Source organism: Arthrobacter sp. YC-RL1, assembly GCF_001454985.1.
Lineage (GTDB): Bacteria > Actinomycetota > Actinomycetes > Actinomycetales > Micrococcaceae > Glutamicibacter > Glutamicibacter soli.
Window position 1 is genome coordinate 1,211,527 of sequence record NZ_CP013297.1, and the last position, 13,232, is coordinate 1,224,758.

Below are 13,232 nucleotides of genomic sequence, written 5' to 3' on the forward strand. Positions count from 1 at the left end.
GTTTCTTTGGGGACGGCTAGGCCTATTCCCCTAACGAATGAGGTAATTCTTCGTGTCTTCTGACATGCCCGTAAACACTGCCGACACCCAGACCACCGAGGAACCAACGGTTACCTTCAGCGAACTTGGTCTTGATGCCCGCGTGCTTGCTGCACTGGCCGACCTGGGCTACGAAAAGCCGTCGCCGATCCAGGCCGCCACCATTCCGCTGCTGCTCGACGGCCGCGACGTTGTCGGTCTGGCCCAGACCGGTACCGGCAAGACTGCCGCTTTCGCATTGCCTGCGCTCTCCCGCATGGCAGAGCTGGCCGACCTGAACGGTCCGGCCACCACCCCGCAGATCCTGGTTCTGGCACCGACCCGCGAGCTCGCGCTGCAGGTTGCCGAGGCTTTCACCTCCTACGCCAAGTACCTTCCTGACTTCACCGTGCTGCCTGTCTACGGCGGCTCGCCATACGGCCCGCAGCTGGCCGGCCTGCGCCGCGGCGCACAGGTTGTCGTCGGCACCCCGGGTCGCGTGATCGACCACATCAACAAGGGTTCCCTTGACCTGTCCAACCTGCAGTACATGGTGCTGGACGAGGCCGACGAAATGTTGCGCATGGGCTTCGCCGAAGAGGTCGACAAGATCCTGGAAGCCACCCCGGAAGAGAAGCAGGTTGCCCTGTTCTCGGCCACCATGCCACGCACCATCCGCCGCATTGCTTCAGAGTACCTGCGCAACCCGCAGGAAGTCGCCGTCAAGTCCAAGCAGACCACCGGCGCCAACATCACCCAGCGTTACCTGCAGGTCATGGGCGCCCACAAGCTGGACGCCATGACCCGCATCCTCGAGTCCGAGGAATTCGACGGCGTCATCGCCTTCGTGCGCACCAAGATGGCCACCGAGGACCTCGCCGACAAGCTGAAGGCCCGCGGCTTCACCGCTGCAGCCATCAACGGCGACATCCCGCAGCAGCAGCGCGAGCGCACGGTCGAGAACCTGCGTTCGGGCAAGATCGACATCCTGGTCGCCACCGACGTTGCCGCCCGCGGCCTGGACGTCGAGCGCATCTCGCACGTCGTGAACTTCGATATCCCGCACGACACCGAGTCCTACGTGCACCGCATCGGCCGTACCGGCCGCGCAGGCCGCAAGGGCGACGCGATCCTCTTCATGACCCCGCGTGAGAAGTACCTGCTGCGCGCCATCGAGAAGGCTACCCGCCAGTCGGTGACCCAGATGCAGCTGCCTTCCCTGGATTCGGTGAACAACCGCCGCATCCAGAAGTTCACCGACCGCATTGATGCAACCATCACCGGCCAGGACCTGGGCACCTTCCGCGAAATCGTGGAGCAGTTCGCCGCCCAGCACGAGGACCTGGACCACCTTGAAATCGCTGCGGCCCTGGCCCTCATGGCCCAGGGCGGCCGCCCGCTGCTGATGACCGAGCCGGTCATGCCACCATCCAAGAAGGCCCGCCTGGAGCGCGACCGCGCAGACCGTGGCGATCGCGGAGAGCGCGGCCCACGCCGTGGCAAGACGGCCGCCGAGGGCAACGCCATGTACCGTCTGGCAGTTGGCCGCCGCAACCGCGTGCAGCCGGGTTCCATTGTTGGCGCACTGGCCAACGAGGGCGGCTTCAACTCCTCGGAAATCGGCGGCATCGAGATCCGTTCGGACCACACCTTGGTCGAGCTGCCAGCCGAGCTGAGCAAGGACCAGTGGCGTGCACTGTCCAACACCCGCATCGGCGGCGAGCCGATCAACCTGGAGCTGGACTCCGGCCGCAAGCCGCGCCGCGATGACGAATCGGATCGCGGCGGTTACCGCGGCGGACGTGGCGGCAGCTTCAACGACCGCAAGCGCGCGGGCGGCTTCCGCGGCGATGACCGCCGTGGCGGCGGCGACAAGCGCTTCGGCGGACGAGGCAAGGATCGCTTCAGCGATTCGGCTCGTCGCCGCGACTACTAAGCCGCCAGTGGCTTAGCCAGCGTGAACTGAGAACCCCTGGGAAAGACCGCAAGGTCATACCCAGGGGTTCTTCGCATCCCGGGGCTTGCTTGGCGCCGCCGTAGCCAAGAACTCGCCATGATGTGGGAATGCCTGGTCTCCGGCGTCTTGAGGGGCCTCAGGGACACCAGAATGCCGGACGTGACCCCACGGAGCCGCACGAACTCCTGAAAGGCCGTCAAATCCGCTCTGGCGTGCGAAGAGGTGATTCATCGGCGGCGGGGAATGAGTGGCAAACGCAGCCATCCTACGCTCAAATCCAAAAGGCTCAGGGTAAGCAACGCCCGAGCGTGGGTTCGCTGGCCAAAGCCTGATCAGTACAACCGGGGATGCAGTGCTTGATCCGAGGGGTGATGACTGGCAACAGCGCGAGAACCTTGCAAGCGGCCGGAAAGGTCTTGAAGGATTGCAGAGCCATGCGTAGTTCAGTGATTTGGACTCCGACTAAAGCGCTGTGAATGCCAGGACGCGAAGCCCGTTAAAACGGCAATGAATACCACAAGAAAAACGCAGGGAAACGAAAAGAGAGACAATCTGAATTCAGATTGTCTCTCTTATTTCGAGCCCCCTGCCGGAATCGATCCGGCGACCTCGTTCTTACCAAGAACGCGCTCTACCACTGAGCTAAGGGGGCAACGAGTAATAACTTTACACAGCTTTCGGTTGATTGCAAAATCCTGAGCGGATATGTCGTTGAGGTCACATCATTCCTACTCAGGATGGTATTAGCGACGCTAGCACCAAAGAGATGTGAGGTGGCGGAAATTATGGCGATGTGCCACGTCGCTCCGCCGGCATTCAGGCGGTGGAGCCGGATTGCCAGGAGTGGGTCCCTGTGGGTGGGGTGCTGGAAAGAATCGCGACCAGCGATGATTGGGTGCGGCCCGTGACCTTTATTGGGTCGCCCGTTCGCCGCGGGCAGGAGCTGGAGATTTTATTATCGGGTGGCAATTATTTGCCAATTTATCGACCCCGAAACGGCCGTGAGCATCGTCACTTACGGTGTTTTTGTCCCATTCTTCGTCCCGCGCCGCCTTGCGGTGATCGGTATTCTCTACCTGACTTGGGTTTATCCATGATTCCGGGTGGTGATCCCGGGGGTGGTTGGCGATTTTTGTTTCCACGAAAACCCGTGTAGAGTATTTACTCGTTGCCCCCTTAGCTCAGTGGTAGAGCGCGTTCTTGGTAAGAACGAGGTCGCCGGATCGATTCCGGCAGGGGGCTCTGAGTGAGAAGCGATCTTGGCTTCTACTGGAAAGCTTCTCACTTGTGGCGGCGTAGCTCAGCTGGTTAGAGCGCACGACTCATAATCGTGAGGTCCCGGGATCGAGTCCCGGCGCCGCTACCCGATTTAGCCCCGGAATCTCAATGATTCCGGGGCTTTTATGTTTAACCAGAAGCGCCTCAGGTACCCCCGAAGGTGCCCCCGATAGTTTATTTCGAGCTAGCGTAACGTAGCGGACGCTAGCGCAGGCTACCGATTTTAGAACTTCAAAATGTCGCCCCATGGATATAGGCTTATTCCAACCTCTCAATCGAACATACTTTCGACCAAGTTAGGAATAGTAGTGCCGAACAGCACAGACCAGAAAAAGAAGAGCGCCACCCCGTTAGAGGTGACGCTCTCCAAGTTGACCGCGACCGACTTGGTTACGATCGGACTAGCAACAAATGTTGCACCATCAGAGGTCCTTAGCAGCCTCATTCAGAAGAGCGCCTGGGTCAACGCCTAGCGCCTGGCATATCTGCATAAAGGCGGACACCGGGATATCTCGGTGTCCGTTCAGGTATCTAGACAGTGTGTTCACTGCAAGGCCTGACTTCTCAGCCAAATCTTTTTTCAGGATTCCTTTTACTGCTACCACCGCCCTAAGCTGGGCGGCTATGGACTGACTCGTTTTTGACTCATCTTCCATACTGGATAGCTTATCACCAATTTGGGCACGTTCACACCCGATAAGAATATTTAAGTTCTCACCCGAACGGGGTTGCGCTTGCCCGAATGGGCATGTAGAGTCTTACTCATGATCAACAACGAAGCAGCCGAAAAGGTAGCAACCGCAGTTGAGAAGTCGAAGATCCCAGTAGCTCGAATCGCACGGGACTCCGGCGTACCAAGGGCAACCTTGGTCCGCAAGATGAACGGTGGCGGCGAATTCGGGGTTTACGAAATCCTCCGAATCGCCAATGCAATCGGAATCGAACCGGCTTCACTCCTGCCGACGCCGTACCAGGCTAAGCACGCCGCATAAGAAAGGCCTCCGATGCTCGAACATCGAAGGCCAACATTCCAACAACACACGCAGAAAGGTTGTCGAAATGACTACCACCATCGTACCAACCATCGAGAACACCGACAACGGACTCGTGGTTAGCAGCGTGACCATTGCAAATGGCACCGACAATCAGCACAAGAGCATCGTCCGACTCGTTCGCGACAACCTCTCCGATTTCGAAGAGTTCGGAAGGGTGGGATTTGAAAACGCACCCTTTGAAACCGCCGGGGGAATCCAAACCCGCGCCATCGCCAAGCTGAACGAACCACAGTCCACTCTCCTGATGACCTACCTGCGAAACAACGACAAGGTGAAGGCATTCAAGAAAGCTCTCGTGAAAGCGTTCTACGAAATGGCCGAACAGCTCAAGTCCCAGGCGTTCAACCCGGCTAGCTTGTCCCGCACAGACATTCTTCGCATGGCGCTGGAATCTGAAACGCGAGCAATCGCCGCCGAAGCGAAGATCGAGCAGGACGCCGGGAAAGTTGCCTACGTCGATACTCACGTGAAGCCCGAGAACGTACAGCCGTTCAACACCGTAGCGAAGAATCTGGGAATCAACGTATCAGACCTGCGGCGCGCACTGATCTACCGCCACTGGATCTACGTCGATGGCTACCGGATCAGCAAGGACGGCGTGCGCGCAAACCGCTACAGCGCCTACCAGAACAAGAACTACCCAAAGTACTTCAAGCACTGCGTGACTCACGAGGTCGCACGACTAAACGGCACTCCATGGCACACCTTGAAGATCACGCCGGAAGGCGTAGCCGCGGTCACGCGACTAAACGAACGCCTGACCGCAGAGTATGGCTCACTTCGGGAAGCGCTTCCGGAACTCGAAGCCAAGTACAACAAGCGCAAAGGAATTGCAGCATGAGCACTGAGACTAAGCACGCATACACTGTGCAGGAATCCGCTAAGGCCTACGGGGTCAGCCAGGATACTATCCGGGCGGCAATCAAACGCGGCGACCTCGCAGCCAAATACCCGACCAGCCGGCCAATCATCGGAGCCAAAGAACTCGAAGCATGGTTCAATGCGCTGCCCGATGAAGCTCACGCCTAATCAGGCATCACACCACTCTTTGTATTACTTTTCCGTTCATGGGTTCGCCCGTGACGTTGAAACAGGGGTTCATTCGTTGACCCCGGAAACAGGAATCATGACCGTCACCGGATACCAGAAGAAGATTATGGCTGCTGTGCCTGAGATCAAGAAGTCTAAGGCTGAGAAGCTGGCGCACAAGATCGCTAAGCGTGCCCAGGCTATGCAGGAGCAGTTCGATTTCTTCGAGTCGCTGAAAATCTTGGGGGTTATCAGCGACCCAACCGCCCGCGACGCCGTGAAGAACATGGAGGCAGCAGCATGAGCAAGCACGTTGATATTGATCAGTTGGAACGCGATATGGGTGATGGTGGCGGCGAGTACGTCAACATTCACTATATGGAGCTGGTGAACCTTATTGAACGCGTGAGGGCTGGCGAGCAGCTGCGCAGTGAGATTGCGGAGGTTGCAAAGAACTTCTGCTTTGTCAGCTAACCAAAACCAAACAAAACGAAACCCACCAGCGGCCATCTGGTGGGTTTCCCATTTCCTTAGGAGAAAACGATATGTCAAGCGTAGCAAAACCCCCGCCGATTCCTGTGGTGTTGAACAATCACGACGAGTGGGATGAAGCTGCACGGGCTGCTATGAACGGTTTCATTGCTCGTGGTGTTTCTTTCACTGCTGATGACCTCCGTGATGTCACCCCTGCCCCGAAGCATGCTAACTGGGTTGGCCCGTTGTTTGGTGAGTATCAGGCTAAGGGTTTGATCCGGTATGTGCAGCATGAGCGGTCGCGGTCTAGGTCGCGTCGTGGTGGTGCTGTAGCTCGGTGGACGGCGGTGAAACAACGTGGATGAACCAATGACGGTGCGTGACAACGTTTGTGTTGTTGTTGTCGGTGTTGTTTGTGCCGCCGGTTTCGTAGCCCTGATCAATGTGGTCGGGGCTTTACTCATGCTCACAGTAGGGAAAATCTGATGGAAGATCTGAAAGAACTCAGCCGGATTGCTGAAGCCGCAACCCCCGGGCCGTGGGAAAAGTATGACCTGCCGGTTGCCGTTGCGAATTCTAATTTCACTATTCACGCGCCGAACGCTGTCGGGGTCCCAACGTGGACAACGGCTTTACCTCCTGAGATCGCCAGCACACTAAAGGCGGAAGATGCCGAGTTCGTCGCCACGTTTGACCCGCCGACCGTGCTGGCCCTCCTGTCCCGCCTCGAACAGGCTGAACAGGCCGTCGCAAGGGTTTCCGAATACCACCGCCGCGAAGAAGTCCGCGACGTCTTCGGTGATCACCAAGTGCGTTGCGCCGGATGCTTCGAGTGGTGGCCATGCACAACCGCACGCGCCTTGGACGGTGATCGGTAGTGAAAACTCCATCTTTGCAACCAGCGCTCCACCGGGCTCACATCGCCCTGGACAATCTCAGCCACGGTGCGGTTGTTCTTGACCGCTTCGGGCACGCATGGCAGCAGAGCAGAGTCGGTGCTGTCGGTTCTGGCTACTGGTATCGGTCCTACGGTGACGACTCCGAAGTTTCGTCGTATGAGGTCGCCCAGCGTGGACCTATGAAAGTCCTATGGAAAGGCGGTGACGTGTGAGTAAGTGCATCAGTGTGCACGGTGAGTTCTCGGAGCATGAATACACCGGACAGAATCCGACGTGTGATTACTGCGGTCAGGTTTCCGAGATGATCGCTGTCGACCAGCTACAGACGATGCGCACCGCTTTGGTAGCGATCCAAGAACTGCACCATCCGGCGATAACGCTAAAGGGATGGGACGCAGATGGCAAAGAGATAACCGAATGGGTCTGCAAATACTGCACGAGCATCGCAGAGAAGGGAACTTACTTCGCGTTCCCCTGCGCTACCCGCCGGTTGGCTGACGACGCGCTGACCGCCCGCACCACCAAGAACGGAGACAACAAATGAGCAACCAGCCCCCGCTAAACCCGGACGCAAGTACCGAAAGTTGCCTTGATTGTTCGGCAACATCTCGAATCTTAGAGCAAAAGGAGCAACATTTCGACAGGTTCTTCAGCATGGCTGAGGACATGTTCAATGTCGCGACCGCATCATTGCACGCAAATCAGGGCAAGTGCGCCGAAGAGATCATCCGCATTTGGGATACAAGGAGCCAGCGATGACTAACACCCCGCTAAACCCGGACGCTTTTGATGCTGCTTGGGAGGCGCTGTATGAAGCGTTTTCCGGGCGGATAGGTGATCTGAACGGCAATGACTGCGAGCGCATGGCTGAGACTGCGATCCAGGCTTATCTCGCCGCCGCGCTGCCGGAAGTGACCAGCGTCGAACAGTGGGACGCGCTGCCCATCGGCACCATGGTTCGCGTTCACTTCAACGGCAATTCAGAACTCATCATCCGATGCCCCGCTAATTCGGGTGCTGGAATCGGTGGCATGTCGTTTATCGGCGGGCGCTGGTGGACTGAAGTGTTCACCGTATGGAACGCAGACACACTCGAAATCAAATACATTCCGGAGGTGAAGCCATGATCGGTTCTTGGTTTTGGGTGTTCATATACACCGCTTACACGCATTGGATGCACTCATGGCTATAGGAGGCCAACAATGACTGGTAAAACCCGTTCGTTTGAGCGACCAACCCTACCCGTATTCCAAGCATCCTGTGCTTGTGGCTGGACAGGTCGCCAATGGAGCTTTGAAGCCATCGTCAGGGAAGAACAAGAAGAACACAGGTGCGAACCATGAGCCGTTACCCGCACCCCTACCAGCAACATTGCGAACCAGACGGTTCCTGTGGATGCTGCGAACCCCAAGCCGAATCCAATGATTCGGCTTTTCTTATACCCGAAAGCAACCAGGAGGAAGACGATGGATAACAGGATCTACGACTTGGAAAGCGACGACTTGGCCAAGGTGCTGATCGGCAAGCGCATCACAGGCATTGATGAGCGAGCGGGTTCTATCAAGCTCGAAGACGGCACTCAGCTAATCATCGAAGACTCCGCGGACTGCTGCGCCTACTTCGGAGGCGATCTGAAGAAGATCGACCTCACCGAGAACGCGATCACCGCAATTCGACACGATGATCTTTCAACTGGTGAGTACGACGAGCACTGGAAGCTGACAGTCCTTTCGGTGGACAAGGAAGTTTGTGCCATCGAGATCGACGGCGATTCTGGGAGCGGGTACTACTGCCATTCGATCAACCTCATCGTGCGAAAGCCAAAAATCAAGGAGGCCGACTGTGGCGATCAAGATTGAACCCGGCATCATCGACGGCCTACCCAACGCCGAATACCACGGGGCTAAAGAATGGCTCGGGTCCACCAGCTTGAAAACGCTGGCCATGAAAACCCCAGCACACTACAAGCACGAGTCAGAGCATCAGGTGTTCAAGGATGAATGGAACATCGGAACCGCCTCACACTCCCTAATTCTGGAAAACGACACCACAAACATCGTGGTCCTCGACTTCCCGAACTACACCACCAAAGCAGCGAAGGAAGCTAAAGCCGCAGTTATCGCGGACAACAAGCAACCCTTGCTAGCTAAGGAGTGGGAGCAGGTTAAGGCCATGCGTGACAGCGTGATGAGCCACCCTGTAGCCGGGCAACTATTCAGCGGGCATGTTCCTGAGCGGTCGATCTTCTGGGAACAGGACGGGATGAAGTACAAGGTGCGGCCGGACGCGTTGCACCCTGATCTGATCGTGGACCTGAAAACGACCGTGAACGCTTCACCGGATGAGTTCGGTCGGAAAGCGTATGACTTCGGCTATTTCGTGTCCGCTGCCCTCTACCAAGAAGGCGTTCGGCAGGTCACGGGCAAGAAGCTGCCGTTCGTGTTCGTCAACGTCGAGAAGACCGCACCATACCTCGTGTCGGTCACTGAGCTGGATGAGGATGCGCTCGACTTCGGACACATGATGATCGAACGCGGATCCCGCATCTACAAAGAATGCACCGAATCCGGTGTGTGGCCAGGATACCCAACCCGCACCATGACCCGGTTGCCTGACTGGGCTTACTGGCAGCTCGAAGAACTCGATGACCAAGAAATCACCATTACGAAAGGAGCCTAACCATGGACTTGTCTAGCGCTATCGAAGCGAAATCCGACCAGAAAAATGCGGATGACTTCCTCGCTGGCCCGAAGACGTTCCAGATCGAACGCGTCGAAGTGCGGGGCGGGCAGGATCAGCCCGTGTGGATCCACCTTGTCGGCGAGCAGGGGAAGCCTTGGAAGCCGTCCAAGAGCATGACCCGCGTCCTTGTGCAGGCGTGGGGGCCAGACGGTGACACGTACGCTGGCCGGTTCGTGACGTTGTTCCGTGATCCTGAGATCAAGTGGGCTGGCGAAGCGGTTGGCGGGATTAGTGTTGCCGCTTTGTCTCATATTGACAAGACGTTCAGCATGAAGCTCACGGTGTCTCGTGGCAAGCGTAAAGCGATCACGGTGCAGAAGCTCGAAGCACCAGCACAGACTGATTGGTTGGCAGCGGCTGAGACTGTCACTGATATGGACAGCCTGCGAGACCTGTACATGGACGCACAAGCCGCCGGGGCATCACCGGACGTACTGAAGACTATCCAAGGCCATACCGGCCGTATTGAAGGGATCAACCACTAATGGCTCTACCTACTATTTCGCACCCGTTCGGTGTTGTCGCTGACCCGGAGTTCGGAACCACTCAGAACGGTAAGAATTATTGCCGGATCCGGTTCGGTTCGTCGGCTCGCAAGTTCAATCAGGAATCGAACCAGTGGGAAACCACGGCGAGTTTCTATGTCGCTGGTACCGCTTGGGAGCAGGACGCGGAACGTATCCGCAACGCCGGGATCAAGCAGGGCGATCAGGTGTATGTGGAAGGCCAGCTTGTTACTGAGTCTTGGGAGAAGGATGGGCAGAAGCAGTCTAAGACGGCGTTGCGTGTGAAGACTGTGCGCCGGTTTGAGAAGTCGCAGAACGCTCAGCAGGGCAATGGTGGAGGTTTCCAGGCTCCACAGCAGCAGGTTACTCCGCAGCCTAATGGTGGGGGTTCTTGGGCTGGTACTCCGGCACAGGATCCTTGGAGCACTGGTGGGAACCCGGCTCAGGGCAACGGTGGCGGCTGGGATCAGGGAACCGCCCCGTTCTGAGTTATCCACACCTAATCAACAAGCGCTAACCCAAACCGGGTAAGCGCTTTTTTCATGCACCAAACACGGGGCTGGTTTCACATCTTGGGGGTGAGGAACCAGCCCCAAACCCATAACCAAAGGAACAAAAATGTCAGCAGTAGACACCGAACCAATCCGCCCATGCCAAGGCTGCAAACGACCAACCAGACCCAACGGATGGTCACCCGAAGAATACCCCGGCACCGTCACCTACGGCGGATACGGGTACTGCACGAACTGCCGACGCGCACAGGTCAAAGAAGAACAAGCAAAGATGTTCGGGGAACCGCAAGCCGACCGCCCAACCACCGAACAAAACAAGGCCTCGTTGCTCGCCTACTTCAAGGAGCGCCGCCCATACCGTGAAGCACTCGGACAAACCCACTTCCCAGACCCACTAAACCCCTGGCCCACCCCAGCCTGCGGAACCCCAGCAGGCTACAAACACCACGTAAAGCGCAAAGAAAAGATCTGCGAACCGTGCAGGAAAGCCAGATCCGAACAGCGCCCAACACGCCGCAAACGAGAGCTGAAGCCCTGCGGAACATACGCCGCATGGATGCGACACAACCGCAAAGGCGAAGAAAAAGACCTCGCCTGCGAAAACGCTTACACACTCCACAAAGCCGAGCAAAGAGAACGCGCACGAGCACGAAGGGCAGCCGCATGAACGAGTGCGATAAGTGCTGTCGTGGATCCGCACCGTACTTCATGTGCCGTCGAAGCATGGACTGCATCTGCCACAAGATCCGTGACGAACAAGCCCGCGTCACCCCGAATAACCTCCCGTGGGCTGATCACACAGCCAACACAGCAATAGGAAGAACCAAATGAGCGAATACAAAGAAGGCGACCGTGTGCTGGTCGATGCCGTAGATGGATCCACCGGGTTCGTAGAAGTTGAAATCACCGCACTCGAATACAACTACTTCAACGACCTCCGCTACCGGGCAGGAAAACGAATCCTCCACCCCAAAGAAATCCAAGGACATGCACAAGCGCCCGCACAGGAAACCGACACGGACGAACCCAACGAACGCGCCCGAATCCTTGCCGAGTCCGAGAAGCTGATCAACGGTGACCGGGCGAAAGACTACGGCGACCCAAACGAAAACTTCGGCCGCATCGCTGATCTGTGGAACGCACAATTCGCCCACAAACTCAACCAACCATTCACCGCACAAGACGTGGCCTACGCACTTATCCACCTGAAAATGTCACGCCTCGCAAACACCCCAGGACACCGCGACTCACTCATCGACGTCTGCGGATACGCCGCACTATCAGGAGAACTCAAATGAAACTCGAACAAGACCACCTCACGGAACTTGCAGAGCTTCGATTCGAGAAGCAGCAACTCGGATACCACCTAGCAGAAATACGAACCAAGCTCCGCGGAAATAACCACCATCGAGGCCTGATTGCGGCGCGAGTTAGAAAGCTCAATCGCCTAAAAGAAGTCGATACGCGTCTCGAAGAACTAAAGACTCTGATCGCAAGGAAGCCCTTTTCACAAATCGACCTAGTAGTTCTCATTGAGCGCTTGGCTGAACTCGAAGCAACCATCGTTGACCAAGGATACGAGGGCGGCCTCAGAGCATTGAGGGCATTCATCAAAGTCGTCATTGCAGACCAGAACCGCCTCAGCTCATTGGAAGGAGCAAGCGAATGACCACGTATCAGGCAGCAGTGAAGCGTGACCATGACGCGGCAGTAGAAGCGCTCATGGACGCATATCTGGCGTACGGGCAATACCCGAACCATGAGGAGTCTTTCCTCATCAACACCATCGTCACAACGTACATCGGCGCACCACTATCCTGCGCGCAGATCACGGAAGCGCTGGAGACCTGTCACGACATCCACTACCGGCGCACCACGAAACCGAATCTGATGTACCACGGTGCGGAAGTTATGCCAGAAGACGACCTATACCAGGACGCGCTAGCCGACTACGAACACGACAACGAAACCACCCTGTACCGAATCATCCAAGAAGCAACCAAGTAAGGAGGCCAGCATGGGCTGGTTCAAAGTTGACGACCAGTTAGCCTTCCACCAAAAAGCCGTCGTCGCCGGAAACGCTGCAATGGGGTTATGGGTGCGCGCCGGCTCATGGTCATGCGCCCAACTCACAGACGGTTTTATAGCAAAAGCTATGGCAAATGCTATGGCAAACGAATGCGATGCTGATGCGCTTGTTCTGGCTGGGCTATGGGATGAGGTCGAAGGCGGCTACCAGTTCCACGACTGGTCAGAGTTCCAACCAAGCGCCGAAGATGAGCGCGAAAAGCGAAAAGCCCGGAGTTTAGCGGGTAAAAAGGGTGCGGCCGCCAGATGGTCTAACAAAACGGATAGCAAATCGCATAGCAAATCGCATGGCAAAAACATGCGGTCGCAATGCCCCGACCCCGACCCCGACCCTATAAAGAACTCTTCGTCCGAAGTTGATAAATCAACTCCGCGACCAGACGTCGAAAACCTCCTGAACGCATTCGACAAAAACATGGAATCGAACGGAGCCAAAAAGCCAACACGGTCTAAAGCCAACATGGACGCGCTCAGGCTACTTATCGACAAAGACGGATACAGCACAGAGCAAATCCTCTGGATCATGAACTGGGCTGCAAACGACGAGTTCTGGCGAACCAACATCCTGTCACCTGCAAAGCTCCGGGAAAAGTTCGATCAACTCAAACTCAAAGCTGGGGTACAACCATCAGCACCTAAGCCACTCAAAGGCTTCGACTTCTAGGAAGGAGACC

Annotated in this window: 19 protein-coding genes and 3 tRNA genes; 19 read left to right on the top strand and 3 right to left on the bottom strand. The window is 56.8% G+C overall.

Translation table 11 applies throughout. The features are described 5' to 3' along the window. Positions 1–64: 64 nt before the first annotated feature. A complete protein-coding gene (locus tag ATC04_RS05615; protein ID WP_047119761.1) occupies positions 65–1,954 on the top strand; it encodes a DEAD/DEAH box helicase in 1,890 nt (629 codons plus the stop codon). Positions 1,955–2,555: 601 nt separating this feature from the next. Here ATC04_RS05615 and ATC04_RS05620 read toward each other — a convergent pair. Beyond that, positions 2,556–2,627, bottom strand: a tRNA-Thr gene (locus ATC04_RS05620). 259 nt (positions 2,628–2,886) lie between these two features. Beyond that, on the bottom strand, positions 2,887–3,117 hold the full coding sequence (locus tag ATC04_RS19225; RefSeq protein ID WP_152666879.1) for a hypothetical protein: 231 nt from the start codon (positions 3,115–3,117) through the stop codon (positions 2,887–2,889). 28 nt (positions 3,118–3,145) lie between these two features. On the opposite strand from ATC04_RS19225, the gene ATC04_RS05625 reads away from it, so the two are divergent. Both ATC04_RS05625 and ATC04_RS05630 read left to right on the top strand, forming a co-directional pair. Continuing rightward, positions 3,146–3,217, top strand: a tRNA-Thr gene (locus ATC04_RS05625). Between the two features lie 47 nt (positions 3,218–3,264). Next, positions 3,265–3,338, top strand: a tRNA-Met gene (locus tag ATC04_RS05630). A 337-nt stretch (positions 3,339–3,675) separates the two neighbouring features. Here ATC04_RS05630 and ATC04_RS18725 read toward each other — a convergent pair. Continuing rightward, on the bottom strand, positions 3,676–3,909 hold the full coding sequence (locus ATC04_RS18725) for a helix-turn-helix transcriptional regulator (RefSeq protein WP_082123951.1): 234 nt from the start codon (positions 3,907–3,909) through the stop codon (positions 3,676–3,678). 108 nt (positions 3,910–4,017) lie between these two features. On the opposite strand from ATC04_RS18725, the gene ATC04_RS05635 reads away from it, so the two are divergent. The 16 genes from ATC04_RS05635 to ATC04_RS05705 all read left to right on the top strand — a co-directional run bounded on the left by ATC04_RS05635 (position 4,018) and on the right by ATC04_RS05705 (position 13,222). After that, entirely contained in the window at positions 4,018–4,245 is a 228-nt protein-coding gene (locus ATC04_RS05635; RefSeq protein WP_047119760.1) for a hypothetical protein, read from the top strand. A gap of 67 nt (positions 4,246–4,312) precedes the next feature. Next, positions 4,313–5,149 (top strand): Rha family transcriptional regulator, encoded by an 837-nt coding sequence (locus ATC04_RS19705; protein WP_052772448.1) that lies wholly within the window; start codon positions 4,313–4,315, stop codon positions 5,147–5,149. Then, positions 5,146–5,337, top strand: coding sequence for a helix-turn-helix domain-containing protein (locus tag ATC04_RS05645; RefSeq protein WP_047119759.1), 192 nt, complete (start codon positions 5,146–5,148; stop codon positions 5,335–5,337). Before ATC04_RS19705 ends, ATC04_RS05645 begins: the two co-directional genes overlap by 4 nt. Before the next feature lie 97 nt (positions 5,338–5,434). Next, positions 5,435–5,641 carry a hypothetical protein gene (locus ATC04_RS05650; protein WP_047119758.1) on the top strand — a complete coding sequence of 69 codons (207 nt, stop codon included), beginning with the start codon at positions 5,435–5,437 and terminating at the stop codon, positions 5,639–5,641. Next, positions 5,638–5,811, top strand: coding sequence for a hypothetical protein (locus tag ATC04_RS19230; protein ID WP_157359277.1), 174 nt, complete (start codon positions 5,638–5,640; stop codon positions 5,809–5,811). Before ATC04_RS05650 ends, ATC04_RS19230 begins: the two co-directional genes overlap by 4 nt. Before the next feature lie 485 nt (positions 5,812–6,296). Continuing rightward, positions 6,297–6,689, top strand: a complete 393-nt coding sequence (locus tag ATC04_RS18735) for an ead/Ea22-like family protein (RefSeq protein WP_082123950.1) — start codon at positions 6,297–6,299, stop codon at positions 6,687–6,689. A 229-nt stretch (positions 6,690–6,918) separates the two neighbouring features. After that, a complete protein-coding gene (locus ATC04_RS05655; RefSeq protein WP_047119757.1) occupies positions 6,919–7,254 on the top strand; it encodes a hypothetical protein in 336 nt (111 codons plus the stop codon). Positions 7,255–7,465: 211 nt separating this feature from the next. Continuing rightward, positions 7,466–7,837 (top strand): hypothetical protein, encoded by a 372-nt coding sequence (locus tag ATC04_RS05665; RefSeq protein WP_047119755.1) that lies wholly within the window; start codon positions 7,466–7,468, stop codon positions 7,835–7,837. Positions 7,838–8,176: 339 nt separating this feature from the next. Beyond that, positions 8,177–8,569, top strand: a complete 393-nt coding sequence (locus tag ATC04_RS05670) for a hypothetical protein (RefSeq protein WP_047119754.1) — start codon at positions 8,177–8,179, stop codon at positions 8,567–8,569. Beyond that, positions 8,553–9,389: a PD-(D/E)XK nuclease-like domain-containing protein gene (locus ATC04_RS05675; protein ID WP_052772447.1), complete on the top strand. Its 837-nt coding sequence runs from the start codon at positions 8,553–8,555 to the stop codon at positions 9,387–9,389. The genes ATC04_RS05670 and ATC04_RS05675 overlap by 17 nt, the downstream gene beginning before the upstream one ends. A 2-nt stretch (positions 9,390–9,391) precedes the next feature. After that, a complete protein-coding gene (locus ATC04_RS05680; protein ID WP_047119753.1) occupies positions 9,392–9,937 on the top strand; it encodes a hypothetical protein in 546 nt (181 codons plus the stop codon). Continuing rightward, positions 9,937–10,446 carry a single-stranded DNA-binding protein gene (locus tag ATC04_RS05685; protein WP_047119752.1) on the top strand — a complete coding sequence of 170 codons (510 nt, stop codon included), beginning with the start codon at positions 9,937–9,939 and terminating at the stop codon, positions 10,444–10,446. The genes ATC04_RS05680 and ATC04_RS05685 overlap by 1 nt, the downstream gene beginning before the upstream one ends. An 851-nt stretch (positions 10,447–11,297) precedes the next feature. Beyond that, a complete protein-coding gene (locus ATC04_RS05690) occupies positions 11,298–11,768 on the top strand; it encodes a DUF6378 domain-containing protein (RefSeq protein ID WP_052772446.1) in 471 nt (156 codons plus the stop codon). After that, positions 11,765–12,139: a hypothetical protein gene (locus ATC04_RS05695; RefSeq protein WP_047119751.1), complete on the top strand. Its 375-nt coding sequence runs from the start codon at positions 11,765–11,767 to the stop codon at positions 12,137–12,139. The genes ATC04_RS05690 and ATC04_RS05695 overlap by 4 nt, the downstream gene beginning before the upstream one ends. Then, entirely contained in the window at positions 12,136–12,477 is a 342-nt protein-coding gene (locus ATC04_RS05700) for a hypothetical protein (protein WP_047119750.1), read from the top strand. Before ATC04_RS05695 ends, ATC04_RS05700 begins: the two co-directional genes overlap by 4 nt. Before the next feature lie 10 nt (positions 12,478–12,487). Then, the gene (locus ATC04_RS05705; protein ID WP_052772445.1) at positions 12,488–13,222 is read left to right on the top strand and encodes a hypothetical protein; all 735 of its coding nucleotides are present in this window, start codon (positions 12,488–12,490) and stop codon (positions 13,220–13,222) included. Positions 13,223–13,232: the final 10 nt, after the last annotated feature.

What these genes read in the sequence shown, in the direction of transcription:
- ATC04_RS05615 (WP_047119761.1), top strand. Translation starts at nt 65, where the DNA reads ATGCCCGTAAACACTGCCGACACCCAGACCACCGAGGAACCAACGGTT.
- ATC04_RS18725 (WP_082123951.1), bottom strand. Translation starts at nt 3,909, where the DNA reads ATGGAAGATGAGTCAAAAACGAGTCAGTCCATAGCCGCCCAGCTTAGG.
- ATC04_RS05635 (WP_047119760.1), top strand. Translation starts at nt 4,018, where the DNA reads ATGATCAACAACGAAGCAGCCGAAAAGGTAGCAACCGCAGTTGAGAAG.
- ATC04_RS19705 (WP_052772448.1), top strand. Translation starts at nt 4,313, where the DNA reads ATGACTACCACCATCGTACCAACCATCGAGAACACCGACAACGGACTC.
- ATC04_RS05645 (WP_047119759.1), top strand. Translation starts at nt 5,146, where the DNA reads ATGAGCACTGAGACTAAGCACGCATACACTGTGCAGGAATCCGCTAAG.
- ATC04_RS05650 (WP_047119758.1), top strand. Translation starts at nt 5,435, where the DNA reads ATGACCGTCACCGGATACCAGAAGAAGATTATGGCTGCTGTGCCTGAG.
- ATC04_RS19230 (WP_157359277.1), top strand. Translation starts at nt 5,638, where the DNA reads ATGAGCAAGCACGTTGATATTGATCAGTTGGAACGCGATATGGGTGAT.
- ATC04_RS18735 (WP_082123950.1), top strand. Translation starts at nt 6,297, where the DNA reads ATGGAAGATCTGAAAGAACTCAGCCGGATTGCTGAAGCCGCAACCCCC.
- ATC04_RS05665 (WP_047119755.1), top strand. Translation starts at nt 7,466, where the DNA reads ATGACTAACACCCCGCTAAACCCGGACGCTTTTGATGCTGCTTGGGAG.
- ATC04_RS05670 (WP_047119754.1), top strand. Translation starts at nt 8,177, where the DNA reads ATGGATAACAGGATCTACGACTTGGAAAGCGACGACTTGGCCAAGGTG.
- ATC04_RS05680 (WP_047119753.1), top strand. Translation starts at nt 9,392, where the DNA reads ATGGACTTGTCTAGCGCTATCGAAGCGAAATCCGACCAGAAAAATGCG.
- ATC04_RS05685 (WP_047119752.1), top strand. Translation starts at nt 9,937, where the DNA reads ATGGCTCTACCTACTATTTCGCACCCGTTCGGTGTTGTCGCTGACCCG.
- ATC04_RS05690 (WP_052772446.1), top strand. Translation starts at nt 11,298, where the DNA reads ATGAGCGAATACAAAGAAGGCGACCGTGTGCTGGTCGATGCCGTAGAT.
- ATC04_RS05695 (WP_047119751.1), top strand. Translation starts at nt 11,765, where the DNA reads ATGAAACTCGAACAAGACCACCTCACGGAACTTGCAGAGCTTCGATTC.
- ATC04_RS05700 (WP_047119750.1), top strand. Translation starts at nt 12,136, where the DNA reads ATGACCACGTATCAGGCAGCAGTGAAGCGTGACCATGACGCGGCAGTA.
- ATC04_RS05705 (WP_052772445.1), top strand. Translation starts at nt 12,488, where the DNA reads ATGGGCTGGTTCAAAGTTGACGACCAGTTAGCCTTCCACCAAAAAGCC.